Source organism: Phaeobacter sp. CC-HEC084, assembly GCF_059429255.1.
This window is the reverse complement of the sequence record NZ_JCAIJQ010000002.1, coordinates 1,067,001-1,091,910: the sequence shown is the minus strand read 5'-3', so window position 1 is coordinate 1,091,910 and position 24,910 is coordinate 1,067,001. Positions and strand designations below refer to the sequence as shown.

Below are 24,910 nucleotides of genomic sequence, written 5' to 3'. Positions count from 1 at the left end.
CATGAGCGACAAGGTCTGGAAACGCGACGAAATTCAGTCGCCTTGCATCAAGATCTGTGTGGTTCACCCCGCAGAGCGGATCTGCACTGGCTGCTACCGCTCGATTGACGAGATCACCCAATGGTCGCGGATGAGCAATGATGAACGCGCTGCGGTGATGGAAGAATTGCCGGGGCGTGCCGCCGGGCTGACCAAACGCCGTGGCGGTCGCGCTGCCCGACTGGAGCGCAAATAACGCCGCCCGCGTACAGCGGTCAGTCAGCACAGGATTGATGGTTCACCGGTCTCCGGCTGACGGATGCCTCAGGCGGCAGAGCGCTCTGCCACCTGTGACAGCGCTTCCAACACCAAATCAGGACCGGCCCCCGGACGGTTCGCCCCCTCGGAGAGGATCCGCCGCCATGCACGCGCGCCGGGTTTACCGGCAAAAAGACCCAGCATATGTCGGGTAATCTGATGCAGCCGCGCGCCATCGCTCAACTGCCGCTCGATATAGGGAAGCATCTCATGCACCACGGCGGATGCGTCGCGCGGCTCGCCGGTGCCATAGATCACCGGGTCGGCAGCCGACAGAATGTCGGCGGGCTGGTGATAGGCCGCGCGTCCGACCATGACGCCATCAAGACCCCGGTCCAGATGTTCCCGCGCCGCGTCTAGAGAGGCAATGCCACCGTTCAGTGAGATATGCAGATCGGGAAACGCCGCCTTCATCTGATGCACCAGATCGTAATCCAGCGGCGGGATATCCCTGTTTTCCTTGGGTGACAGCCCTTGCAGCCAGGCCTTGCGCGCGTGGATCGTCACGCGGCGGCAACCCGCAGCGCGAATTTTCTCCAGAAACACCGGCAGGATGTCCTGCGGTTCCTGCTCATCAACGCCGATGCGGCATTTCACGGTGACATCGACCTCGACCTTGGCGCGCATGGCCGCCACGCACTCCGCCACAAGATCCGGCGTCTGCATGAGAACCGCCCCGAAGGCACCGGATTGCACCCTGTCGCTGGGACAACCGCAATTGAGGTTCACCTCATCATAGCCCGCCTCTTCGCCAAGCCGCGCGGCCTCGGCCAGTTCCTGCGGCTCGGACCCGCCCAGCTGCAGCGCCACCGGGTGCTCCTCAGGGTTGAAGGCCAGCAGATGCAAGGCACCACCCCGCACCAGCGCAGGTGCGGTGACCATTTCTGTGTATAGGAGTGTCTCACGGCTCAACAGGCGATGCAGGTAACGACAGTGCCTATCGGTCCAGTCCATCATCGGCGCCACGCTCAGGCGCGCGGCTTGTTCCAGCTTGGTATTCACAGCCTTGGCTCCATCCTCAATACGGCCTGCCTTCGGCGCAGGCCGGGGTGCCCAGTCGTACGCGATTCGACAGGGCTGGGGTGTAGCACATTTCACCGGAGGCGACAGGGAACCACGGGAATCCCCCAGCGCCGTGAACGTCGCCCCCCTGCCCCAAACCAGATTTCGCGGCGAATAACCGCCCCGAACAAGGCAGGAATTGCCCACTGCGAGCATTGCAGACAGGCCATCCTGAAGGGCCTTAGAACCGGACATTTCGTCCCTCGAAAAACATTGGATTTTTTGCCCAAAATGGTCTTGCAATCCCCCCCGAAATACATCAGAAGTGCGCCTCACGGAGAGGTGGCCGAGTGGTCGAAGGCGCACGCCTGGAAAGTGTGTAGGCGGGAAACCGTCTCCAGGGTTCGAATCCCTGTCTCTCCGCCACTTCCCAGATGGTCGCGATTTAAATTTATCAAATATAATCAGTTAATTGACGCGGAACCCGATCTGCGCCGCACCCGATGTCCCCTTGAAATCACCCGATTCTGCTACACATCTTGCTACACAATGGGCAGATGTGGAGGGGTGAGATGCAGCTGATGATGCGGGGAAAGACGTGGCACTTGCGGCGGCGCGTGCCGGCCCGGTTTGCCTCGGTGGAGCCGCGACGTGAGGTCTGGGTCTCGCTCAAGACCGACTCGCGCCAGCAGGCCTCTAAGAAGGCCCCCGCGGTCTGGGATAGCCTCGTTGCAGGCTGGGAGGCGCAGATGGCCGGCCGGTCTGAGGATGGGGTAGCACGGCTGGAGGCCGCGCGTGCCATCGCAGCCAGCCATGGACTGAGCTACAAGCCAGTCCGCGACCTCGAAGATCTTCCGCTGGAAGACCTGCTCGCGCGGATTGAGGTTCTGCAGCGACGGGACGGCACGGTAAACGCGGTGGCGGCCCCTGCCGTGCTGGGGACGGTGGAGGTACCCTCCATGTCCGTCTCCGAGACTTTGTCGGAGTACTGGACGCTGACGCCCGACCGGGTGCGTGGCAAGAGCGCCGACCAGAGGCGCCGCTGGGAGAATCCAAGGAAAAAAGCTGTCCGGAACTTTGTTGACGTTGTCGGCGACCGCCCGATCGCCGCGCTCACGCGGGCGGATTTCCTCGACTTCCGGTCCTGGTGGCTGGAGCGGATCGCCGAGGAGAACCTGACGCCCAACTCGGCCAATAAGGACCTGATCCACCTGTCGGATGTCCTTCGGACCGTGGATGAGCTGAAGGGTCTCGGTCTCGACCTGCCCCTACACAAGCTGACCCTGAAGGAAGGTGACAAGGCGGAGCGGATCCCCTTCTCCGATGACTGGATCCGGGAGAAGCTGCTGGCCGATGGCGCCCTCTCGGGTCTGAACGAGGAGGCCCGCGCGATCCTGGTCGGAATGATCAACACCGGATATCGCCCGTCAGAGGCGGCCGGGCTTACCGCCGGCCGGATCCGGCTCGACCACGAGATGCCGCATCTGGTGATCGCGTCGGACGAGACCCGCCAGATCAAGAATAAGACCTCCCGGCGCGAGATCCCGCTGACCGGGGTTAGTCTAGAGGTCTTCCGGGCGTTTCCCTCCGGCTTTCCCCATTACCGCGAAAAGCCTGCGACCCTGTCGGCGACGGTGAACAAGTACCTGCGCGAGAACGGGCTGATGGAGAGCGGCCAGCACGTCATGTACAGCCTCCGTCACAGTTTCGAGGACCGGATGCTGCGGGGCAGGATCGACGAGCGGATCAGGCGCGAACTGATGGGCCATTCGCTCGGCCGCCAGAAGTATGGCCAGGGCGGTGGGTTGGCCTTCAAGGCTGCGGAGCTGGCCCGGGTCGCGATAGGGGGGACTTTTCCCTGAGGACGCACCGGGCGCGCTCGAGGGCGGCGCGGTGGGTGTCCAGCTTGTCGCGTTCGGTTTCGAGGCGGAGGAAGATAGGCAGATAGGCCTCGTCATGCTCCAGCAACTCGGCCACCACGCGTATAGCGTTGGCGATTCGGACCTCGAGGGGTTTCTGCCCCTGCCACTGGCTGCCTCTCTGCCGGTCCGGTTGCCCGGAAGCGCTGGCAGTGAACCGGTTATCGGTCGGATGCGTCGTGCCGGTGCCCGAGAGCATATCAGCCCGCGGCGCTGACTTTGCGCCATCCCGTCCTTCGATATGCCTCTCCCGGTCGCGTGCCATGGGCCGCGGTCTCCCTTGCGGTGCCGGGGGTTCCGGCGCCGCTCATAGATCTGATCATCCTGTTGCGGGGTGGCCCCGCGTCTCTAAGGGTGATGTAGACTCGGATTTTCGGTTTGGGGGATTTCGGCCGAGCCGAAAGGGGTACGGCGTCGGTTTTATGTGGATAACCTGCGCCGTGGCCTGCCGCCCGGCCCATAGCGGCATTCCCCGCCCCGGTTGGCCCGCTTTTCGGGATCGAGCTGACGGGATTGCCGCGGGAACGTCTCATTCAGGGTTCGGGATGCACTGATCTGTCCCGCCCGCGCGTGGGCGCGGGCGGGTTGCCTGCGGTGCTCTGTTCGGTTGTTACGGTGACCACCCCAGAGCGACCTGTTCGTCCTGAAATGAGGCCATCCGGAACGTTTACGTGGACAACCATGCGCTGCCTCGCTTCGGCCCCGCTCAAGTGGGGTCGAAGAGGTCCAGCTGCCGCTTATCGCAAGGCTGCCTCGCACGCTTCTTAGACCGCCGGGTCGGGGTGATATCGATTCCGGTGATCTTCCCGTGTCCAACCTGAGCGCGCCCGATGTCATCAGGCATGCGCCCCTCGCACAAGCCTTTGGCGTAAAGCTTCAAGTCGCCGCTGCGCTCCAAAGGCACCCACACAGATAGTCGGACAAGACCAGTCGCCCTCTTGCGGTCCGCCGAGGCGGCGCTGTGAATGCGATGTGAGGCTCGGTACTCCGACGCGGATTTTCTGCGCTTTGGGGCCTGATCGATCCTCTTCGAACCGCTCTTGGTCTCCTTGGCCAAGACGCCTCCGCTTTGGTGAAAAACCGCAGCTTTCTGCTGATGGACGGCGCGTTCTGTGCCTGACGGCAAACCTAGGTCATGTAGCGGCCTTGCGCTACGCCTCCTCAGCCCGCGCCCTGCGAAACATGTGGTTACGTCCCCGTTCAGCTCGATTGACGCCGCAGAAATCCATCCATACCGCCTCGGTGCTCAGGTCAGCGCTGATGGGTGGGCTTAGGTTGGCGCTGACCTGAGCGCTGACCTCGGCGCTACCCGATGCTCGCACCATCGCCCCCGGGCGCCAAGACGGGTTCCTTCCTGACGCGCGCGAGGAACGCCGCAAGCTCCGGTCCCGAGAGAACCCCGGCCGTCTCGAGGGCACTCGCCATCTCGTCGAGGAGCGCCCGATGGGCGGTCAGGATCCGGCTCGCGCGGGTTTCGGCGTTGCGCAGATGGGTTTCGACCCGCGCCCGAAGGCCGGTGTCGTCGCGCAGGCGCGCCTCGATCCCCTCGATCGGCCCCTGCCAGATCAGCGTTGAGCCCAGACCCCATGAAGCTTCAAGCGCCGTCGCAAGCCGGGTCGCGGTGGCGAGATCCGAGCACGGATCTCCGCCAGACCCGGCCGAAACCTGTCCGAGCAGGAGCCGCTCGGCCGCGCGCCCGGCCATGCTGATAGCGAGTTGGGCTTCGATCGCCGCACGGTCCTCACCCGTCCGGTGCAGGCTGGTCGCCGTGACACCGCCGTCGGACTGGATCGCGAGCATGGCTACATCGGCGCGTCCCGTCGCGGCGCTGACGAGGGCATGGCCCGCTTCATGGACGGAAACCAGCCTGCGAAGCGCCTTTGGTAACGGGGGCCGGACCTCATTGATCGCTTCGGTCAAATCGGCCAGTGTCAGCGCGCGTCGTGCCTGGCGGGCCCGGCCGCGGGCGGCGCGGACCACAGCCGCGACATCGGCGCCAGACATGCCGAGCGCAACCTGCGCGACACCGGTCAGGTCGGCATCGGCGAGGTCGCCGCCCAGATGCCAGCGTAGCACCTGCGGGAGGAGCCTGTGGTCAGGATGCGGCAGGTTCAGGATCCGGTCGAACCGCCCGGCGCGGGTGATTGCCCGGTCCAGCTTTTCAAAATGATTCGTCGCCGCCATCACGATCACGCCCTCGTGGCCATGGTAGCCGTCGAGCAGGTCGATCAGGGCCGTGACGATGAAATCCGTGTATGCGCTGTTGTGGTCAGTCTTCCGGTTCCGGTCCCCGAACGCATCGATTTCATCGATAAACAGCAGGGCGGGAGCCTGCTCGGCGGCCGTGGCGAAGGCGCTGCGCATCGCCTTGATCATGTCACTCGAGCGCGCGCTATCGGACGACCATTGCGCCACGGATCCCGCGACGACAGAGATGTCGGCTTCTTGCCCGATGAGCCTTGCAAGCTGCGTCTTTCCCGATCCGGGCGGGCCGACGAGAAGCGGCCCGCGCGCGACATCGTTCCAGGAAATCCTGCCCGCCTGCCAATCACGTAAATCCGAGATCATCTGTTCGAGCGGAGCCCTGACCGTGTCCGGCATGGGAAAGGCGGACCAGCCAGCGCCTTCGACCGGGGTCGGATTCAGTGCTTCGGCGATCGCCGTCACAGCACTCTCGGAATCCGGTGCGCGCAGGGCAAGAGTGAGCCGGTCCGGATCCAGACGCGAGACGCGGGCGTCCATGGGAAGGGCGGCGAGCGCGTCGCCAGCCCCCTGACCGGGATAGGCGTGTTCCAGCAGGACGGACAGCATCTCGCGATCAAGGGGTGTGAGAGCGATCACACTCGGCCTCAGATCGTGCAATGCGCGGGGTGCGGCGCCCGCGACAGGAGCGATCAGCACCACCGGCTTGCCCGTTTCCAGCGCGCTGCGCATCTTGTCAGAGTAAGCGCCGAGCGTGCGGTGCCGATCAGGCCCAGTCGCCTTCACTGCGTCCACGGCGTAAATGAAGTCAGGTGCAGTCAGGGCAGCTGGCCAGAGGCTCGGTTCGGCCACGATCTGCTCCAGCACCTTCCGGACCGTCTGATCGAGTGCAGCACTGCCGGTCGTCAGCAAGGTGAGCGCGCCGTGCGTGCCGAGTGCAGTGGCCATCGCACTCGCACTTCCGAAGCTGGCGGCGATCCGGATCGCTGCCAGAAGGGTTGCCGCCGCCGGGCGCCATACAGTGCCTGTATCCTGTCTGACGGGCGGACAGGACGGAAGCACCGGGCCGAATTCCGTCGCCTGTTCGATCTGGTCAAGAAGATCGTCGACACTATCGCCACGGGTCCAGTCCGCGTGACGACCGGCATCCGCATCGGTGTCGCGCCGGGTCTTGGGGACAGATGACATGGGAGTCGCATCATCGGCGTGATATGCGCGTGCCGGGTCGCCAGCTTCATCTGCGCTGTCCTTTGCAGGCAGGGTTACACGCGAGCCGGCCCAGATGCTGCCCTTGAGGGCTCCGAGGATCGCCTGAGCGAATGGTTGCCAGGCCAGTTCCCCGCGCAAGGTGGCAAACGCCGGGCCTGCGGGGTTGGCTTCGACGGTGGTGTTTGTGGATGGCTGGGGGAAGGGTCTCGATACGGTCGCGGTCATGGCATTCTCCTGACGTCGGACAAAGGGGAGAGGATGCCCGCCGCGATGTACGGCGGGCCTGATGATCTCAGGGATGGACGGGCTTGGTCAGGCGGGCGGGTGCGCCGCCTCGATGCGGTCCAGGTGGTCCATGATCAGATCGAAGGCGAAGGCTTCGTAGACCTCGGATCGCACGTTGAGGATACCGGCATAGACCTCGGGCGGGACCACCGCGTAGGGGTGATGCCGCCTGAGCGTCGCATGAACGGCGGCTTCCTGCGCGCGGGCGACATGGCCGGAAGCCATGGGGAGGACCCGGACCAGCTCGACCCGGGCCGCGCGCGGCAGGCCGAGCTGGTGTTTCATGCGTTTCATCGGGGTTTTAGAGAAGCCCAACTTCAGCAGATGGAGGCCACGCGACTTCATCTCGATCCGCAGCAGATAGATGAAGGATGGGTTGCTGTTCCATGCGCCTCCACAGGAGGCACATTGGACCTGCCCCCATGAGAGGTTGACGCGGGCGATACGTTGAACATTCCCGCAGCTGTGGCGATACAGACGATAGTTAGCGTTGCCCTGCGGATCGCGTCCCAGCCGCTCCCAGCCCCTACGGGTCGCCTCGTCCCGTTCCCGGTTGAGCAGGCACTTCTCGCAACGCACATCGGTTTTGCGGGCAGCGACCCGTTCGACGAATCCGAACTGCCGCTTGATCACGTGGCCGCAGGCGGCCCGGTACAAGCCGTAGTGGTGGTTGCGCCCGTCACGGCGCAGGAAGGTCAGGCCCGCCGCCCGTGCGGCGTCGGCGAGATCAGCTTCGGCGCAGGCGCCGCAGCGGGGCTGGGCCGTCCGGAGCGTAAAGCTCTTGTGCGCGGTCAGTCCGCCACAGGTGTCACATTCGAGCGCGACGTGATACCTGTCCCGGATCCTGCCATGGACCCTGAAGCCCTTGTCGCGAGCGATGAGGGCCCAGGCTTCCGGCACGGGCCGAGGATAGTCGCGCCATTCGCTGGCGGGCACATGGCGGGAGCGATGCGGAACGTGAAGGCGACGCCGACGACTGGTCACGACCTCGAAGGGAACACCACGGACGGACGGGCGGGACGACTTGGGCGAGCGGGGCTGGTTCTTGGGCATGGGAGAAGCTCCTGGGCTGGACATGAGGAGAGAGAGGGCGCGGGGTCTCCCCGCGCCGGGACGTTGCGTGAAACTGTTCCAGAGGATCAGGCGTAGGGACCGATATCGCTGTCGAGGTCTGGGCCACCCCAGTCCTCGACGCGGGCATCGAACAGGTCTTCCAAAGCCAGCAAGGTCTCGAGCGCGTCGATCGCCGCGCCGATCCAGATGTTAAGGTCGCGCGCTCCGGCGTCTCCTCCCGGCACCAGCCACGCCCAGCGGCGCAGCCGCATATGGGCGCGAATGCCTGCGATCTCTTCCGGATCTGCAGACCGGATCACCCGCAGATAGAGACGCGCCACAGCCTGAAAGGCCCGCTCGGCCCCGTCGATGGCCGGTGCCGCGATCATTGCTTCACAGCCAGCCTTGGTTTCCGCGAGCGCGGCATCCGCTGCCGTGATCCAGTGATCCACAGCAGGATCCTGACCGGAGTAGCCGGCCAGCTCCTGCTCGGTCTCGATCAACGTCGGCAGCGTGGCAACGAAACCCACGAAGATCGCGGTGACGGAGGCCACAGCGGGGGGTTCAGGGAACTTCTTGTTCGTGTTAGAGAATGCTTCAGCCATCGGATCCTCCTGTGAAGGGCTGTTGGTTAGGGAGAACGCGAGGGTGGAGCCTTGCGTCTCTCCCGATTATATGGAACCATAAAACCATTTAACAAGGGTGAAAAGTGACCGACACAGAAAAAAAATCGAGCCGGGGTCGGCCACCAACGGATACGGAGCCAGTCAACCTCCGGCTTCCACGCAACATGATCGACGAGTTAGACCGGCGCAGAAAACTCGAGAGTGACCTGCCTACGAGACCGGAGATGATCCGAAGACTTCTTCAGGAGCTCTTTGAAAAAACAAAATGATTAAAATGGATGCGTTTCGAACGGATGATACGGTCGCCGTTGTAGGGACCGGGAAACCCCTCTCAAACTGAGCCCAGTAACTGATCAGAGCGGCGGCTTCCCCTGCCACGGGGTCTCAAGGATCTTTCTCGTCGTCGCGTACTTCAATTTTTCGAGGTGAAGTTCTCAGCTGGGTCGACGTTTTTCGTGAGGCCCGGGTCCTCACCGCCGCTCGTGGCGCTCGACACAGGCGTTCCCGCTCAGCCACTATTTCCTTGACCTGCTCATGGCGAACAAAATGGCGCGCGGGCGAGGTGAGGTTCCGGTCGCGGACTGTATTGGTCGAGGGCCGGTAATTCAGCGGGTTCAAAGCGGCCCACGTCAGCACACAAGATCACCGCAAGACGGACAGGTATCCGGCTCCCGCTCCACGGCCTGCGACCGCCCCGTCCCCCCGGACAGAATGCCGAACTGACCATCCAAGCAAGAGGTCTCCGAAAGGGGACGCGCACGGGTCAGGCTGCGGGCGTTCGCCTGTGTGGGACAACTGGAGACGGGCAAGAAATACGAGACTTGCGCGACAGTCGGGCCTGAGAAAAGATAGGAAAAACAATATGTCATCAGGGTGGAGCAAAGGGGGGTTTCGAAAGGGGGGAAAGGAACCGGTTAGGTTTTTTCATCCCTTCGCCGGATAGTCATAAGGAGCGGCTCGCCGCGAACTTATGGCTAGTAGGTTACACGATATGCCCGTCCTGAACGATGACAAGAAACTCTCGAATCCCCGCGCAGCCTCCGTCCGGATCGCCGCCGACACGATGTCCGGGTACTCCGGTCAGCGCCGTCATGACCTGCGAATCGGGACAGTTCCGAAATACGTCGACGAGAAACATGTTCATCTGAACCGTGTTCTGATTGCCCCGCCTACCCCTGCCGAGATGCGCGAGATCGCGCATGCGCGGCGAGCACGGCGTGACACTCAACGCGCCATGAAATCGAACTCCGCCGTGGCCACGGCGGGCGTCATAACCTTCGGTGCCGACGCTGCCCAGATGTTCGAGGCTCTTTCGCAGGAAGACCAGGACCGCGCGTTCCGGGACCTCGCCGAGGCGGTGGCAACCCATCTCAACACGTCCCTTCATGCGCTGGTCGTGCACCTCGACGAGGCGACGATCCATGCGCATTTCGCGCTTAGCGCCTATGACTATGACGGCGTCCCGCTGTCCCGCACGACCCGACCCGCAATCCTGTCCCAGCTGCAGGACCTGACCGCCGAGGTCCTGCAGCGTTACTGCCCCGAGATCGAGCGCGGCACCCGCTATGGCGACCGGTTGGCGGCGGGCGCGGAGTGGCCCGATGTGATCCACAAATCCGTTAAGCAGCTCCATCGGGAGCTGCCGGCAGATCTCGCCGCGAAGCAGGCCGAGCTGGAAGCTCTGGAACAGGTCGGGGCCGAGGCGCAGGACCGGATCGACAGGCTGCGGACCGAGTTGGCCAAACTCGACCAGACGGTCGAGCGTGTGTCGAGTGATGTGGCGCAGCTGGAGGACGAGAAGACCCGGGTGGAGGAGGAACTGGACGACCTGATCCGGAACCAGGAAGCGGCCGAGGTCGCGCGGGACGCGTCGGACCGCATCGCAAAGATCGCACACAGAGAGCGGAAGGACAGACAGGCCAGGGCCGCCGCCGCCCGGGCCGAAACCCGGAAGGTCGAGGGCCGACTGGTCGAGTTGACGGCCGCCGAGGCGGAAGTGAGGGACCGGCTCGCCGATCTGGAAAGGGAGGAAGAGGCGGCCCGTGAACGCGTGGTCAAGATGCAGGGCCGGGTCGACAAGCTGACCGAAAAGGCAAACCTGAAGGAAAATGAGGTGAGGCGGCTTGAGACATATCGCCGTCGCCTCGGTGATCGGATGGCCGTGTTGGAAGCGGCGAGAGACGCGGCAGAGGCGGCCCGGGACACGGCGACCGCCGAGACCGAGAAGGTCCAGGCGGAAGCGGCGCGGGTCATGGCAGAGGCCGAGGCGAAGACCGAAGAGGCCGCCAGCGAGGTCCGGGACGCTGAAGCCTGGAAGGCCGAGCTTGGGCAAGAGATAGAGGATCTGACCGAAGACGCGGTCGCTATGGCCCGTGTCGTAGCGGACCGAAAGGCCGAGGCGGCGCGCCTGAAGACGGAGGCTGAGGAGAAGGCCCGCGCCCGCGATGCCGCCGAGGCGGACAGGGTCAAGGCCGAGGACGCTGCCAAGGCAGCCGCCGAACAGGCCCGGACGAAGGAATCCCGAGTGGCCGAACTTGGGCGGGAAATCGAAGTTCTGACCGTAGATGCAGTCGCCATGGCCCGTGTGACGGCGGACCGGACCGCCGAAGTCGCGCGCCTGAAGACGGAGGCTGAGGAGAAGGCCCTCGCCCGCGATGCCGCGGAGGTGGACCGGGTCAAGGCCGAGAACGCTGCCGAGGCAGCCGCCGAACAGACCCGGAAAGAAGAAGCCCAGGCGACCGAAACGCTGAAGCGGATCGACGTGGTGACCGGTGGGTTGAGCGTGCTGGTCAGGGAGATCGCCGAGGGCACGATCCACAAGGACCCTGACGGCCGCATCAGGGCGAGTGAGTCCGACCGTCTGGAGGCGGCCTGTCCCGAGATTCTGCCCGCGATCCAGCTGGGTGTGAAGGTCGTTGACAAAGCGAAGATCGTCCATCGCGATGCGTGTGTTGTCCGTGACGCGACGATGAGGGAGCGCAAGGCGCTGCAAAACGATCAGGCAGCGCTGCGTCAGGATAAGGATCAACTCGCGAAGGACCAGGGTCAGCTTGAACGGGACCAGAATGCCACCGAAGCTCAGGCCACCCAGGCCCGACGGATGTTGAACCGCCTCGAGCCCTTGCTCACGCGCTTCGTGAAATGGCTCAAGCTGCCGGGCATGCCGAAACTCATCCGGGATGAAGGCTTAGAGATCCTCGGGGAGACGCAGGAAACGCTCGCAGATCTGAGAGAGGATGGGCTGGAGATGTAAGGCGGCGGGCAAAGCCTGCCAGAACAGCGAGGGACGGAAAGTCAGGGGACTTCGCGCCCGGTTCTCAGCTTAAGCGACGTTTGCACTGCGGCCTGTCAGGTGAAGTCTCATAGTATCTAATGATATGCCGACAATCTTCCGCACAGGTGTCTTGCCGACACACTCATTGATAAAATTTTGCTCGGAAAGAGCGAGCGGCGCACGGCATTTGTCGCTCCCTATCCGAGTTAGAGTTGACGGGAATACGCGTGGCGCAAGAAGACTTCGGATATAAGCTCAGAGAATGGCGGCGGCAGCACGGCATGAACCAGAAGCTTGTCGCTGATAGGCTGAACGTCACTCAGGCGACCATCTCCCGGTGGGAACGCGGGGTAGATGTTCCATCGCAAAGCTTCATCAAGCGCCTGAAAGCTATTCTGTATCAATCCGAACTGGATACTTGCCTTGAACTCGAGCGCAAGGGAATCGCGGGCCTGCTCACGCCTCGCGCCATCTACGCAACAGATGGTCTGAAGCTGCTGGCCTGGTCCGGCGGATTTGAAAATCTTTGGCCCAAGAACCATATCGGACAGAGCCTGGACAACATAACAGGCCGGTTTCTCGTCGATGATCTGGTCAATGAGACGGCAGACCTGCTTCATGACCCTGATACGCAGTATCACCTTGCGGCAAATCACATCGTCGCCATGTCCTGCGTGACAACACGGTCTACGCGATTCGAGGATCACCACGCGTTCACATACCGCATGCACGGGATCGTCCGGACGCTCGGCGCACAATCCGTTATCGACGTGACCTACGAGCCCATCACCACCAATCGGCCGACCGGTTCAGAACCCATAGTCTTCAGGACATAGGATGGCGCACGAACCGCCAGAGATTGCCCAGAACGCGCTGTCGCGGCCTGGGGACAGGCGGATACGGTAGAGAGACATCGGGCATGGCGGCGTAGAATCTGACCGCGCAGGCCAAATATACGCAGTTAAACGTATACAGCCGGTCGCAGGTCATTATTTTAGCTAACGAAATATCGCGCGGTAAAGGAAAACGAAAATGACCCAGACCTATAGACGCAACATCTTCTGGCTCGCGGCAGCGCTCTGTGTGAACGGCGCAACCACAGCGTCGGCCCAATCCGTGCTGGAACGCGTTTTGGGCCAGATCGACAACGCTACCAACCTTGCCCCGGTCAACGGCACCTACGTGAATATTGCGGAAAGCATTGGTGAAACCGCGGTGCCGTACGAGGTCGTCACACCGGAGCAGACAGTCGTAAACACCGCCTTGCCAAATCCAGATGCTGTCACGGCGGCACTTTTCTTCTACAGCGGGGGCAGCGCGCCCCTCATGCTTGACCAAGTTGGTGTAGGTGAGGTGACGTTGGATACATCTGACGCGGCGGTAATCGTAGTCGACGTTGATGAGGACCTTAATATCACAATTGTGGAAGCAACTGACGCAGCGGGGAATACCATTACGGAGTTCAACGAGGTAACAGACCCAAGTACTTATATCCGGCATGAACTGTCACCAGCAGAGAACCGGTTTAATGCCGTAGGCGAGGGAGATACATTCAATCTTTTGAGCGATGAGGCGGTTCAAAACTATAAGGATTGGGCAGGCTCACCTCTTTCGCTCGATGAGATCAGGGAAAGCGGTTGGCAAGATCTCGGAAATGGTACTGCGAGATTGACCTTTCGTGGTTTGTTTAGTGATGCCGATTGGAACAATAGGATTACGTCTGGCGAAATCCTAACACTTGCTGAAACCTACGTGACCATACCGGAGGTTCGCCAAACACTTTATTATTTCGTGCCGAATTCGATTGATGGTTCGATCACCAACATCGTGACCGGCATCGACGGCGCGACACAGGAGGCGCTGGCGGGCATCGACGTGTCGGCCATAGAGTGGGACATGCCGACGCTGGACTTCGGTGACATGGCGACCACGGCGCTCGGGGCGGTCAACACCGGTGACATCACCCTGGGCGTGAACTCGGCCATCGACGAGGCTGCAACCTCGACCACCCGCGCGATCTCGGCGGTAGTTGAGCAGATCGGCGGATCGGCGGACGCGGGCGCGATCGTGCTGAACGTGGCGTCGAACATGAACTCCGTGAACGGGTCGATCAACAACGCGCTGGCGCAGGTCAACGGCTCCATCGGCGATCTGTCCACCACGGCTCTGGGCGCGGTCAACACCGGCGTCATCATCTCGGGCGTTGACGCGACCGTGCACGGCATAGTCGGCATGAGCGGCGCCACAAACGCGGCGCTGAACTGATCGGAGCGGGCGGGTCACCCAAGTGGCTCGCGCGATTTCCATTTGAGGAAGAGACCATGAAGAAAACACTATTCGCGGTGGCATCGGCGGCGGTTGTATGTCTGGCGGGCACCGCCTCCGCCCAATCCGTGCTGGAACGGGTGCTGGGCACGATCGACAATGCCACCAACCTCGCGCAGGTGAACGGCACTTACGCGAATATCGCCGAAAGCGTCGGTGCCCCTGTTTATTTCACTGAAACCAGACAAGCTGGCTTTGGTGACGCAGCCGTTTTAAGTGAGTCAGTGTGGTTTGGGCAAGTCTGGGAAGGCGATGATGAAACGGGTAACGGCTGGTGGATTTCAACCGACGATCTGGGCGCGACCATCACACCGGAAACGAGCGGTCTCAGCGTTCCAATCACGGTAGGCCTGGACGGCAGTGTATCGTTCCCGGAAGAAGGTGACGAGCCGTTGGAGTTTTACGGCACCGCGACAGAGTGGGAGTGGGAACCGGTAGACGCGGGTGACGTCGTGGCCCTTCCCAACAGCGCGGTCATCGTCTTTGAAACCACCGGAGACTACTACTTCAATACGCCCGCTTACAACGCGGAAAACCCAGATTTGATTGAAGAGATCGTTACGGTTTCGGTTCCGCGCTGGACGGCCGCCGTTTAAATCGACGGCTCCATCACCAACATCGTGACCGGCATCGACGGTGCAACGCAGGAGGCGCTGGCGGGCATCGACGTGTCGGCTATCGAGTGGGACATGCCGACGCTGGACTTCGGTGACATGGCGACCACGGCGCTGGGGGCCGTGAACACCGGCGACATCACGCTGGGCGTGAACTCGGCCATCGACGAGGCCGCAACCTCCACCACCCGCGCGATCTCGGCCGTGGTCGAACAGATCGGCGGATCGGCGGATGCGGGTGCGATCGTGCTGAACGTGGCGTCGAACATTAACACGGTGAACGGGTCGATCAACAATGCGCTGGCGCAGGTCAACGGCTCCATCGGCGATCTGTCCACCACGGCGCTTGGCGCGGTCAACACCGGCGTCATCATCTCGGGCGTGGACGCGACCGTGCACGGCATAGTCGGTATGAGCGGCGCCACAAACGCGGCGCTTAACTGATCATAGCGGGCGGGTTGCGTAGGCGACTTTCTCGTTCGCTACACTTTTTGCTACACACATGCGGCTGCCATATTTTTCAAATAACTGATTAGGCGTATTTTTTTGAAGCTTAATGGTTGACTTGTCGGACTGTCTCTCCGCCATTACCCCCTTAGATGCTCAATTTTCAGACCCGTTTGTGGCTGGATTTCGTTGCCATTTCAGGCGACCATGTGGGCGTGGCCCAGCGCCGGGCGTTTACGTCTCCATGGCTACAGGAGCGGTCACACGAACGCTCCACGCCATTGATCTTTGTCAACGTGCTGGACCTGTGGGCTGCGATAATGCCCAAGCGCCCGACAAAGCGGGCGCCCTGCGGAGGCACAGGGTGAAACACAGATCGAAACAATCGCGTAAACCGGAGCCAGCGCACCCCGAGCAGCGGCAAACGGACCTGCCTTGGAAGACCCCGAAGCCCTCTCACGAAGATCCGGAGGCTCTGTCTCTGGTCCAGGCGATCATGAGGTCACCAGAGTACAGGCGCGCGGACGAGGACATCGATTACCTGCAAAGTGAAGACACCCGCGGCGTCCGCCTGCAGTTGGACTATCTCAAGGCAGAGCGGCTTCTTGAGCACCATCGGATCAAACACTCCATTGTGGTGTTCGGAAGCACCCGGATCCCGGAGCCGAAAGCCGCCCAGCGCAAGGTGGCAGAGCTCGAGGCGGTTCAGAACGGTCCAGCAGAGCACTGGCCTTCGGGCCTCGAACGCGATCTGAGGATCGCAAGGCGCCTTCTGGACAAAAGCCACTATTACGAGGTTGCGCGTAAATTCGGACGCATCGTCGGGGCACAGGAGCAAACGAACGGCGACAAGCTGGCACTGGTTACGGGCGGAGGGCCAGGCCTGATGGAAGCCGCAAACCGCGGTGCGCATGATATGGACGCAACAACCGTGGGACTGAACATTACCCTGCCGCACGAGCAGTTCCCAAACCCCTATCTGACTCCCGGATTTTGCTTCCGGTTCCACTATTTCGCGATCAGAAAGCTGCATTTCCTGCTCCGGGCACGAGCCCTGGTGATCTTTCCCGGCGGCTATGGCACGCTTGATGAGTTCTTTGAGGCCCTCACCCTGATCCAGACCCGGAAGATCGCGCCGATGCCGCTGATCCTGGTCGGGGAAGACTACTGGCGCGGCGCCTTTGATCCCGAATTTTTGGTCGACGAGGGTGTCATCGCCCCCGAGGACCGGGACCTTTTCTGGTTCGCCGAAACCGCCGAGGAAATCTGGGAGGACATCCAACGCTGGTACGCCCGTGCCGGAAAATCCATCGGCGATCAGGAGGAATAGAGGATGCAGATTTCGTTTCACGGCGCCGCTGGTACCGTCACCGGGTCCTGCCATCTGGTGACAGTTGGCAACCTCAAAATCCTGGTGGATTGCGGCATGTTTCAGGGCGGCCACGAACTCAAGGAAGAGAATGTCTGCGACTTCGGTTTCGACCCTGCCTCTATCGACGTCCTGCTGCTTACCCATGCGCATCTAGATCATTGCGGACGCATTCCACTGCTGGTGAACCGGGGCTTCCGGGGCGACATCATCTGCACTGCCGCAACCCGGGATCTGGCCCGGCTGGTCATCCTCGATTCCGCGCATCTTCACGAAGAAGAGGCGCGTCGGCGGCAACGGCACTCCGAGAAAGGGCACAAACATCAGCCGCTCTATGACACGCTCGACGCGGTCATGAGCTTTGACCACTTCAATCGCATCGCTGACTACGGTGAGCCCATCCGCATCGGGCACGACGCAAGCGCCATCTTCTATGAGGCGGGCCATATCCTAGGCTCGGCCAGCATCCTGCTTAGCGTCACCGAGGACGGGCGCAATCGCCGCATCCTGTTCTCGGGCGATATCGGCCCATCGGACAGGCCGTTCCTGAGTAATGCTCAGCCGCCGGGTGATGCGGATATCATCGTGATGGAGACCACCTATGGCGATCGCGATCACCGCTCGCTTGAGGCCTCGGTGGATGAATTGCTCGAAGCCATCGCTGACACGCAGGCACGGGGCGGCAATGTCATCATTCCAACCTTTGCCCTGGAGCGGGCGCAGGAGCTGCTCTTCTTCATGAATGAAGGCATCAAACGGGATATCCTGCCACAGGATTTGAGGGTATTTCTCGACTCCCCGATGGCGATTTCGGCCACAAAGATCTTTCGCAACCATCCCGAGGCGATGACCCGCGAAATCGCGGAGCAGATCCGGTCGGGGCAAGATCCCTTTTCACTGCCCGAGTTGGAATTCACGCGTGAGACGGCAGAATCGATGCAGCTCAACCACATACACTCTGGCGCGGTGATCATGGCGGGGTCGGGCATGTGCACGGGGGGGCGCGTCCGGCAACACCTGAGGCACAACCTCGCCCACGAAGAATGCAGTGTTATTTTCGTCGGCTTCGCTGCCGAGGGCACGCTCGCGCGTATCATCATCGACGGCGCTCAGTCGGTGAAACTGTTCGGCGATCACATCCCGGTCCGGGCTCGCATCCACACGATCAACGGATTTTCCGCCCATGCGGGCAAAAAGGAATTGCGCGCCTGGCATGAAAAGAACCGCACGCCCGACATTACCTTCCTGATCCACGGCGAAGAAGACGCGCGAAAAACCTTTGCAAAGGGCCTTAAATCGGAGCGGATCGAGTTTCCGACCATGCACCAAAGTTTCGAAATCTGACGGCGCGCCGGAGCGAACCCGCTATCGGCGATGCCCGCCGAACAGACGCAATGCAGAAAGGACCGCAGGACGATGCTTAAAATTATGAAAGAAAGCGAAGGGCCCGTCGTCGGTATTCGGGCCTCCGGACTTTTGCACGAAGAGGACTACACCACTTTGTTGCCCGAACTCGAAGCGCGTTTTGACACCTACGGCAAACTGCGCCTCCTGTTCTTCGCGGACAGTGGTTTTGAAGGGTGGGACATCAGGGCCGCCTGGGACGACATGTCTTTCGGGCTAAAGCATGCCTCGGATTTTGAACGTCTCGCCCTTGTCGGCGCGCCCGATTGGGTCGTCTGGTGCCTCAAGCTCAGCGCGTTCCTGATGAAGGGCGAGGTCAAGGTGTTCGATGGCGGTGCGCTTGATGCCGCCTGGGATTGGGTGCGGACTTAACCCTGTGGGCGTTATTTGCCTTCGACCGCCTCGGAGCCAACGATGACATCGAGCATGTCCGATGTCGTCTGCTCCTGCAGGGCCTGCCGTTCCTCTCTGCGCAACTTGTCGAAACGGGTGTCGATATTGCGCGTCGCCGCATCCATGGTCAGCAGCCGCACATTGTTTTCACAGGCAAGGCTTTCCATCAATGCATGGGCGATCTCGGCAAAGAGATATTCCCCCGCGAGCCGGTCCAGCAACTCTGGCGTGGGCAAATGGTGCAACGGCGGCGCAGCAGCGGCATTCTGCGGGGGATCTGCCGCGAGCGGCAGGACAGAGCGATGCACGACCGCGTAGGTGCCGCTTTTCTCATGCTGGGCAAAGACCACCCGCGCGTGTGTCGCCCCCATCAACCGGTTGGTCGCCCGCCGCGCAAGTTGCGTCACACCGCTCACCCGCGAGGTCATCGGCAGCGCGATCTCCGGCTGCATGTGCATCTCGCCCGCCAGGATCTGACCGCGCCGCCCGATCAGCACAAGCCTCTCTTCTGGCATGCGGATCTCTTGCACATGCTCCATGATGCGCGTGTTGAAACCGCCCACGAATCCGTTTTCCGAGGTGATCACCAGCAGGACAGGCGCGCCAGTCTCGTCTGGTGTCTTGCGCCCGGGCAATTGGCTGAGGCTCGCGATCGCGCGGTCCACCGTGGCACAGAAAGCCTGTGTGCCGATCAGCGCCTCCTGAGCTTCGCGTGCCCGCACAGCCGCCATGGACCGCATCGCCGTGACCAGAACGCCAAGCTGCCCGAGGCTTTCGAGCCGGGCCTCTATGCGGGCAAGTTCAACCACCTGACGCGCCCTCAGCGCGGTGGATGCGGTTGAACTCATCCGCGCAGGACCGCGCGAACTCACGCAGCGCATCGCGCGCCTCATCAGAAAGCGCATGCGTTTTGTCTATTTCGGCCACCACATTGGGGCGCTGGCTTGGCAGGCGCTGCGCCAGAATCTCCCGAAACTTGGGAATATCCGGCAGCGGCATCTCATCCAGCATGCCGTCGGATATGGCCAGCAGCAGGGCAACCTGCAGCGACAGCGGCAAGGGCTGGTATTCGGGCTGCGCGAGGATCGCCCTTAACCGACGGCCGTGAGCGATGGTTCTGGCGGTCTTGTCATCCACCATCGCACCAAAACGGGTGAAGATTTCCAGCTCAAGGTATTGCGCGTAGTCCAGCTTCAGCGATTGGGCGAGAGACTTGATCGCCTTGGCCTGCGTGGCGCCGCCGACGCGGCTGACACTCAACCCGACGTTCACCGCGGGCTTTTGCCCCTCATAGAACAGTTTCTGCCCCACGATGATCTGCCCATCGGTGATCGAGATCAGGTTGGTGGGAATATAGGCGGTCAGGTTCTCGGCCTGAGTTTCTGCAATCGGCAGGGCCGTCAGCGAGCCACCACCAAGATCGGGCGCCAGTTTCGCAGCCCGTTCCAGCAAACGCGAATGCAGGTAGAAGACATCGCCGGGATAGGCCTCGCGCCCCGGGGGCTTGCGCAGCAGAAGCGACAATTGTCGGTAGACCATCGCATGTTTGGTCAGGTCGTCCATCACCAGCAGCGCATGCTGGCCCCGGTCGCGAAAATATTCGGCGATGCTACAGGCCGCAAAGGGGGTGATCCACTGCGCCCCGGGCGCGGCATCAGCGGCCCCCACAACGAAGATGCAGCGATCAATTGCCCCATGCGCGCGGATGGATTCGACCACGCGCGACACGGTCGAGCTTTTCTGCCCGATGGAGGCGTAGATGCAGACGACATCGGTTTCGCGCTGATTGATGATCGTATCGACCGCGATCGAGGTCTTCCCCGTCTTCCGGTCCCCGATGATGAGCTGACGCTGCCCCCGCCCAAGGGGGATCATCGCGTCGACCACGGTCAGGCCAGTCAGCAAGGGCTCGGTGACAAGATCCCGATCAACGATGCCAGGCGCAGGTTTTTCGATCGGATCATACCGCGCCGCGACAACCGGCGGCCCACCATCCAGAGGTTCTCCAAGCGGTGATATGATACGCCCCAGCAGCCCGTCGCCAACCGGAACCCGCGCGATAGTCCCGGTGTTGAAGACCCGGCTGCCTGCGGTGATTTCCTCATAGGGCGACAACAGCACGCAGCCCAGGCTGTCTTCGGCGATGGTCATCGCCATTCCCATGCTGCCATCCTCAAAACGCAAAAGCTCATCAAGACGCGTCTGCCCCAATCCCGAAACATGCGCGACACCGTCCCCGATCTGCTCTACGCGTCCGACCTGCTCCAGCTCAGGCGCAAGACGGGTCTGCTCCAGCCGGTCGCGGGCGCCGGATATCCAATCAGAAAGCGGGGTTTCCAGAACCATTGCTCAAACCTCCAGCGCCTGCGCGGCGCGTTTCAGCCGGTCGGCCACGGAAAACCGCAGGGCGGCGTGTGGGAAATGCAATTCCGCCCCGCCAAGGATCTCGGCCTTTTCAGTGAAAACCACAGCTACGTCCGCCCCGAAATACTTGGACAGGCAGGCATTCCAGGCCGCCTTCTCCTCATCCGAGAGGCCATGAGCCATCACCACGGTCATTGCAGCATCCTTGGCCTGCAGGTCGTCCTTGAGCTTGTCGAGATCGCCCTGTGCCAGACCGTCAAGATGGGCCTGAACCTGCGCAAGCATCTCCGGAACTGTACAGGGACCACGAAGCGCCACCCGCGCCAGATCTGTCGCAAGCGCCTCAATCTGCTGCTTGAGCGATTGCAGCGCCTGATGTTTATCCTCTTCAATTTTTGCACGCGCGTCTGTCAGCAGCTGCGCTGCCTCTTTGCGCGCCGCCTCAAGGCGTCTATCCCTTTCGGCCTCTAGGGATTTGTGAAAGTCGGCTTCCCGTTCCTGCCGCTCTGCAGCGAGTTGCGCAGTCTTGTCCTCATAGGTGCGCCGGACGGCCTGCGCCTTCTCCAGTTGGTCCTTGGCCGCATCGCTTGCGGCCTTGTCCGCCGCTTCACGCTCTTCGATGATCCTGCGGATCGGACGATAAAGAAACCGGCTCAGAAGCCAGATGACGATCAGGAAATTGACCGTCTGAAGTCCCAGTGTCCACCAGTCGATCTGCATTCTCAGCCCACAAACGGATTAGCGTAAAGAAGCAGCAGCGCGATGACGAGACAGTAGATCGCCATGGTTTCGATCATGGCGAGGCCGACAAACAGCGTCCGCGATAATGTCGCGGCGGCCTCTGGTTGCCGGGAAATTGCCTCCATCGCCGCAGCGATGGCACGCCCCTCGCTATAGGCCGGCATGATCGCACCAAATGACACGGCGACCGCCGCTCCGATGACGCTGACATGTTCGATATAGTCCATGATTTCCCTTTCCTTATGTCTCGACCGCGCCGACAGCGGCAGCGATGTAGACGGCGGCGAGAACGGTGAAGATGTAGGCTTGGATTATCCCGATCAGGATCCCGAGAAGCAGAAACGGGACCGGAACCAGAAGGCCGGTCAGAAACACCACGATGGCCAGGACGAACTCGTGGCTCATCATGTTGCCGAACAGGCGGATCATCAGCGAAAAGGTCCGCGTCAGCTCCGACAGGATATTCAGCGGCAGAAGAAGCGGGCTCGGCTCCAGATAGTGCCGTAGATATGGCCCCGTGCCGCGAATCTTCAGACCGTAGAAATGCACCGACAGGAAGACGATCAACGCCAGCGCGGCGGGCGTCTCAATATGTCCGGTGGGCGGTGTGGCACCGGGCAGCACAGCCGCAAGATTGGCAAGGCAGAGGAACAGAAATAGTGACCCAAGCAGCGGCAGGAAGGGCCAGGGATCACGCCCGAGGATCTCGCGCAGCTGTTTCACAATGGCGAGCAGCACAACTTCGAGCGCCGCCTGAACAGGGCCGGCATCATGGGCGGGTTTACGCAAGGCGATGCCCAGGAACGCTGCCATGGCCAGCATCAACGCCCAGGTCGTCACCACGGCGCGGCTGATCGGCACCGGGCCGATGTGAAACAGGATATCGGGCAGCAGCGGGCTCGCGTCCATCAGCCCTGTCCTTTGACCCGCCGGATGGCGATCATGCGCGCCGCGATGAACCCCAGCAGCGTCAGGATCAGCGGCGCCGTGCCCTGCATGGCCGCCAATGCGAATGCCCCGGTTGCCAGCACCAGCCGCAGGCCAACGAACACCGCCGCGCGGCGCCATCCCGCATCAGCTTCGATTGCTGCAACCGTCCGCCCTAAAAGGACAAAATAGACAGCCCCCAGGACGAGGCCCGCAAGCAGCCAGGGAAGCAGCTTCAGGAATTGGCTCAACAAAAGGTATAATGTCATTTCTCATTCATCCTGTGCCATGCAAGGAAAAAGCCGAAACAGGCGCCCGCAAATGTCAGGGCGCCGCTGAAGGTAACACCGGTGCCCAGCTTACTATCAAGCCACCGGCCCAAAAAAACGCCGAGCAGCGTTGGCGCGACGATGAGCCAGCCCAGCGCGCCGATCATCGAAAGGTTCTTCCACAGGGGACGTTCGCCCTCCTCCTGCCATTTCTGGCGCCGGGCCTGGGTTGTGCGGATGACCTTCAGCATTTCATCGCGTTCGTTGTTGTCCGGATCGCTCATGATCGCGCCTCCCCTGCCCCCGGGCTGGCCCCGGCGTCCAGTCGTGGCGTGGTCGTCTCCTTGCGCGCGCCCCGCAGCAACCGTTCGATCTGGCGCATCGTGGCCAGATGCAGGCGGTGTTCGGATTTGCGCGTCACATCTTCGTCGCTGTCCTCGCGCTGCAATTCCGCAATCGCGCTGGACCCGAGATCGGAAAGCTGATCCTCGCGCCAGGCGCCGCGGGCGGCGATGTCGATCCTGCTCCCGCCCTGCACCGTGAGGATGCCGCCCCGGATGACAACCACTCCGGAACGCGTCTTGGTCCGCCAGCTGACAACCGAAATTGGCAGGACCGTCAGGAAATCCGCATGTCCGGGCTGGATGCCAAAGGCGCCGGTATCGTCGTTTGCACGGACCGAGACGATGTCATCGACGTCCTCGACAATCTCCGTAGGGGTGGCGACGACAAGTTTCATGTGCTCTGCCGCAACTTGGCTTGCGCCGCCCGGGCGTCTTCCAGCGTGCCCACCATATAAAGTGCGCTTTCGTCCCAATCGTCGGTCTCACCGTCCAGAATGGCCTCGCATCCGGTCAGCGTGTCTTCAAGACTGACCGAGACCCCGGCCCGTCCGGTAAATTGTGAGGTCACGACAAACGGCTGCGTCATGAACCGGATAAGGCGCCGTGCGCGCCCGACGGCCTGCCGGTCCGTCGCGCTCAGCTCGTCAATCCCGAGCAGCGAGATGATCTCCTGTAGTTCCCTGTACTGCTCGATCAGACGCCGTACCCGCTCGGCCGTATCATAGTGGCGCTGACCGATAATCAGGGGATCGTGGAGCGATGAGCTTGAGGCGAGCGGATCAATCGCGGGATACAGACCTTCGCTGGCCATGTCCCGGCTGAGCACGATAGCACTGTCGAGATGGGTGAAGGTTTCCGCGACCGCCGGATCGGTAAAATCATCGGCCGGAACATAGACCGCCTGGATCGAGGTAACCGCTGCGCTGCGGACCGAGGCAATCCGTTCCTCCAGCTCTGCGATTTCCGTCGCCAGCGTTGGCTGATAGCCCACGCGCGACGGCAAACGCCCCAGCAGACCCGAGACCTCTGAACCGGCCTGAACAAAGCGAAAAACATTGTCGATCAGGAACAAGACGTCCTGCGCCATCTCATCTCGGAAATACTCGGCAACGGTGAGGGCAGAGAGCGCCACGCGCCAGCGCGCACCGGGTGGCTCGTTCATCTGACCAAAGACCAGAACCGTTCTGTCGATCACGCCGGAGTGTTTGAGGTCGAGCCACAGCTCATGTCCCTCGCGGGACCGCTCACCAACCCCAGCAAAGACCGATTGCCCCTTGTAACGGTCAGCGATGGAGCGGATCAGTTCCATAATCAAAACGGTCTTGCCGACCCCGGCACCACCGAACATGGCGGCCTTTCCGCCGCGTGCAAGCGGAGCAAGAAGGTCGATCAGCTTGATCCCGCTCGAAAAAACCTCGGTGCCTGCATTCTGTACCGACAATAGCGGCGCGCGCCGGTGAATGCCGCGGCGTGGCGTGCTTTCGGGCAGGTCCGGCCCCTTGTCGATCGTCTCTCCGACCACATTGATCATACGGCCCAACACCTGCTCTCCAACTGGCACAGTGATCGGGCTGCCGGTCGCCTGGACAGGCATTCCGCAAGCCAGCCCCGCCGTTTCATGAATGGCAACGCAGCGCACATGGGTCGGGTCGGCGTGTTGTTGTACCTCCAGCAGCAGTTTGCTCGGGCGGTCCCACTGTACCTCAAGCGCGCTATTGATCTCTGGCAAATCGCCCTCTGCAAAGCGCACCTCAATGACAGAGCCATCAATGCGGGAGACGGCTCCATGCGCGCCTGTGCTGTCGCTTGGCGAGGGTGTCTGGATATCTGCTACGGTCTCGCTCAT

Annotated in this window: 24 protein-coding genes and 1 tRNA gene; 12 read left to right on the top strand and 13 right to left on the bottom strand. The window is 62.0% G+C overall.

The genetic code is table 11. The features are described from left to right. Position 1 precedes the first annotated feature (1 nt). Positions 2–235, top strand: a complete 234-nt coding sequence (locus AC5SSZ_RS05670) for a DUF1289 domain-containing protein (RefSeq protein ID WP_065273486.1) — start codon at positions 2–4, stop codon at positions 233–235. 68 nt (positions 236–303) lie between these two features. Here the strand turns inward: AC5SSZ_RS05670 and dusA are convergent, their stop codons facing one another. Beyond that, positions 304–1,299 carry a tRNA dihydrouridine(20/20a) synthase DusA gene (dusA, locus tag AC5SSZ_RS05665; RefSeq protein WP_495437529.1) on the bottom strand — a complete coding sequence of 332 codons (996 nt, stop codon included), beginning with the start codon at positions 1,297–1,299 and terminating at the stop codon, positions 304–306. Between the two features lie 336 nt (positions 1,300–1,635). Here dusA and AC5SSZ_RS05660 point away from each other — a divergent pair. After that, positions 1,636–1,725 (top strand) — tRNA-Ser (locus tag AC5SSZ_RS05660). 131 nt (positions 1,726–1,856) lie between these two features. Beyond that, positions 1,857–3,161 carry a DUF6538 domain-containing protein gene (locus AC5SSZ_RS05655; RefSeq protein ID WP_495437528.1) on the top strand — a complete coding sequence of 435 codons (1,305 nt, stop codon included), beginning with the start codon at positions 1,857–1,859 and terminating at the stop codon, positions 3,159–3,161. A gap of 1,362 nt (positions 3,162–4,523) precedes the next feature. Here the strand turns inward: AC5SSZ_RS05655 and AC5SSZ_RS05650 are convergent. The 3 genes from AC5SSZ_RS05650 to AC5SSZ_RS05640 all read right to left on the bottom strand — a co-directional run bounded on the left by AC5SSZ_RS05650 (position 4,524) and on the right by AC5SSZ_RS05640 (position 8,572). Further along, entirely contained in the window at positions 4,524–6,854 is a 2,331-nt protein-coding gene (locus AC5SSZ_RS05650) for an AAA family ATPase (RefSeq protein ID WP_495437526.1), read from the bottom strand. 87 nt (positions 6,855–6,941) lie between these two features. Then, complete coding sequence (locus AC5SSZ_RS05645) at positions 6,942–7,967, bottom strand: hypothetical protein (protein ID WP_495437524.1); 1,026 nt, start codon at positions 7,965–7,967, stop codon at positions 6,942–6,944. Between the two features lie 86 nt (positions 7,968–8,053). After that, entirely contained in the window at positions 8,054–8,572 is a 519-nt protein-coding gene (locus AC5SSZ_RS05640; protein WP_495437522.1) for a hypothetical protein, read from the bottom strand. A 104-nt stretch (positions 8,573–8,676) separates the two neighbouring features. On the opposite strand from AC5SSZ_RS05640, the gene AC5SSZ_RS05635 reads away from it, so the two are divergent. From AC5SSZ_RS05635 to AC5SSZ_RS05595, 9 genes are all read left to right on the top strand, one after another. Further along, complete coding sequence (locus AC5SSZ_RS05635) at positions 8,677–8,862, top strand: ribbon-helix-helix protein, CopG family (protein ID WP_495437520.1); 186 nt, start codon at positions 8,677–8,679, stop codon at positions 8,860–8,862. Between the two features lie 722 nt (positions 8,863–9,584). Next, entirely contained in the window at positions 9,585–11,846 is a 2,262-nt protein-coding gene (locus AC5SSZ_RS05630; RefSeq protein ID WP_495437518.1) for a plasmid recombination protein, read from the top strand. Positions 11,847–12,094: 248 nt separating this feature from the next. Continuing rightward, the gene (locus tag AC5SSZ_RS05625; RefSeq protein WP_495437516.1) at positions 12,095–12,703 is read left to right on the top strand and encodes a helix-turn-helix domain-containing protein; all 609 of its coding nucleotides are present in this window, start codon (positions 12,095–12,097) and stop codon (positions 12,701–12,703) included. A gap of 196 nt (positions 12,704–12,899) precedes the next feature. Then, positions 12,900–14,132: a hypothetical protein gene (locus tag AC5SSZ_RS05620; RefSeq protein WP_495437514.1), complete on the top strand. Its 1,233-nt coding sequence runs from the start codon at positions 12,900–12,902 to the stop codon at positions 14,130–14,132. 56 nt (positions 14,133–14,188) lie between these two features. Then, entirely contained in the window at positions 14,189–14,788 is a 600-nt protein-coding gene (locus AC5SSZ_RS05615; protein WP_495437512.1) for a hypothetical protein, read from the top strand. Positions 14,789–14,812: 24 nt separating this feature from the next. Continuing rightward, positions 14,813–15,250, top strand: a complete 438-nt coding sequence (locus AC5SSZ_RS05610; RefSeq protein ID WP_495437510.1) for a hypothetical protein — start codon at positions 14,813–14,815, stop codon at positions 15,248–15,250. A 499-nt stretch (positions 15,251–15,749) separates the two neighbouring features. Beyond that, positions 15,750–16,583 (top strand): LOG family protein, encoded by an 834-nt coding sequence (locus AC5SSZ_RS05605; RefSeq protein WP_495437506.1) that lies wholly within the window; start codon positions 15,750–15,752, stop codon positions 16,581–16,583. A 3-nt stretch (positions 16,584–16,586) separates the two neighbouring features. Next, positions 16,587–17,966 (top strand): MBL fold metallo-hydrolase RNA specificity domain-containing protein, encoded by a 1,380-nt coding sequence (locus tag AC5SSZ_RS05600; protein ID WP_495437503.1) that lies wholly within the window; start codon positions 16,587–16,589, stop codon positions 17,964–17,966. A 72-nt stretch (positions 17,967–18,038) separates the two neighbouring features. After that, positions 18,039–18,398 carry a SpoIIAA family protein gene (locus AC5SSZ_RS05595; protein WP_495437501.1) on the top strand — a complete coding sequence of 120 codons (360 nt, stop codon included), beginning with the start codon at positions 18,039–18,041 and terminating at the stop codon, positions 18,396–18,398. Between the two features lie 11 nt (positions 18,399–18,409). On the opposite strand, the gene AC5SSZ_RS05590 is transcribed toward AC5SSZ_RS05595, so the two are convergent. Genes AC5SSZ_RS05590 through atpD form a run of 9 tightly spaced genes read right to left on the bottom strand, consistent with a single transcriptional unit; the run spans position 18,410 to position 24,910 of the window. Continuing rightward, positions 18,410–19,267, bottom strand: a complete 858-nt coding sequence (locus tag AC5SSZ_RS05590; protein WP_495437499.1) for a F0F1 ATP synthase subunit gamma — start codon at positions 19,265–19,267, stop codon at positions 18,410–18,412. Further along, entirely contained in the window at positions 19,221–20,765 is a 1,545-nt protein-coding gene (locus AC5SSZ_RS05585; protein ID WP_495437497.1) for a F0F1 ATP synthase subunit alpha, read from the bottom strand. The genes AC5SSZ_RS05590 and AC5SSZ_RS05585 overlap by 47 nt, the downstream gene beginning before the upstream one ends. Before the next feature lie 3 nt (positions 20,766–20,768). Next, positions 20,769–21,503, bottom strand: coding sequence for a F0F1 ATP synthase subunit delta (locus AC5SSZ_RS05580; protein WP_495437495.1), 735 nt, complete (start codon positions 21,501–21,503; stop codon positions 20,769–20,771). A 2-nt stretch (positions 21,504–21,505) separates the two neighbouring features. Then, entirely contained in the window at positions 21,506–21,751 is a 246-nt protein-coding gene (locus AC5SSZ_RS05575) for a F0F1 ATP synthase subunit C (RefSeq protein ID WP_065270496.1), read from the bottom strand. 13 nt (positions 21,752–21,764) lie between these two features. After that, a complete protein-coding gene (gene atpB / locus AC5SSZ_RS05570) occupies positions 21,765–22,433 on the bottom strand; it encodes a F0F1 ATP synthase subunit A (protein ID WP_065270497.1) in 669 nt (222 codons plus the stop codon). Then, the gene (locus tag AC5SSZ_RS05565) at positions 22,433–22,720 is read right to left on the bottom strand and encodes an ATP synthase subunit I (protein ID WP_274833441.1); all 288 of its coding nucleotides are present in this window, start codon (positions 22,718–22,720) and stop codon (positions 22,433–22,435) included. Before AC5SSZ_RS05565 ends, atpB begins: the two co-directional genes overlap by 1 nt. After that, the gene (locus AC5SSZ_RS05560; RefSeq protein ID WP_495437492.1) at positions 22,717–23,004 is read right to left on the bottom strand and encodes an AtpZ/AtpI family protein; all 288 of its coding nucleotides are present in this window, start codon (positions 23,002–23,004) and stop codon (positions 22,717–22,719) included. Before AC5SSZ_RS05560 ends, AC5SSZ_RS05565 begins: the two co-directional genes overlap by 4 nt. Further along, positions 23,001–23,459, bottom strand: a complete 459-nt coding sequence (locus tag AC5SSZ_RS05555) for a F0F1 ATP synthase subunit epsilon (RefSeq protein WP_495437490.1) — start codon at positions 23,457–23,459, stop codon at positions 23,001–23,003. The genes AC5SSZ_RS05560 and AC5SSZ_RS05555 overlap by 4 nt, the downstream gene beginning before the upstream one ends. Continuing rightward, positions 23,456–24,910 (bottom strand): F0F1 ATP synthase subunit beta, encoded by a 1,455-nt coding sequence (atpD, locus tag AC5SSZ_RS05550; protein WP_495437488.1) that lies wholly within the window; start codon positions 24,908–24,910, stop codon positions 23,456–23,458. Before atpD ends, AC5SSZ_RS05555 begins: the two co-directional genes overlap by 4 nt.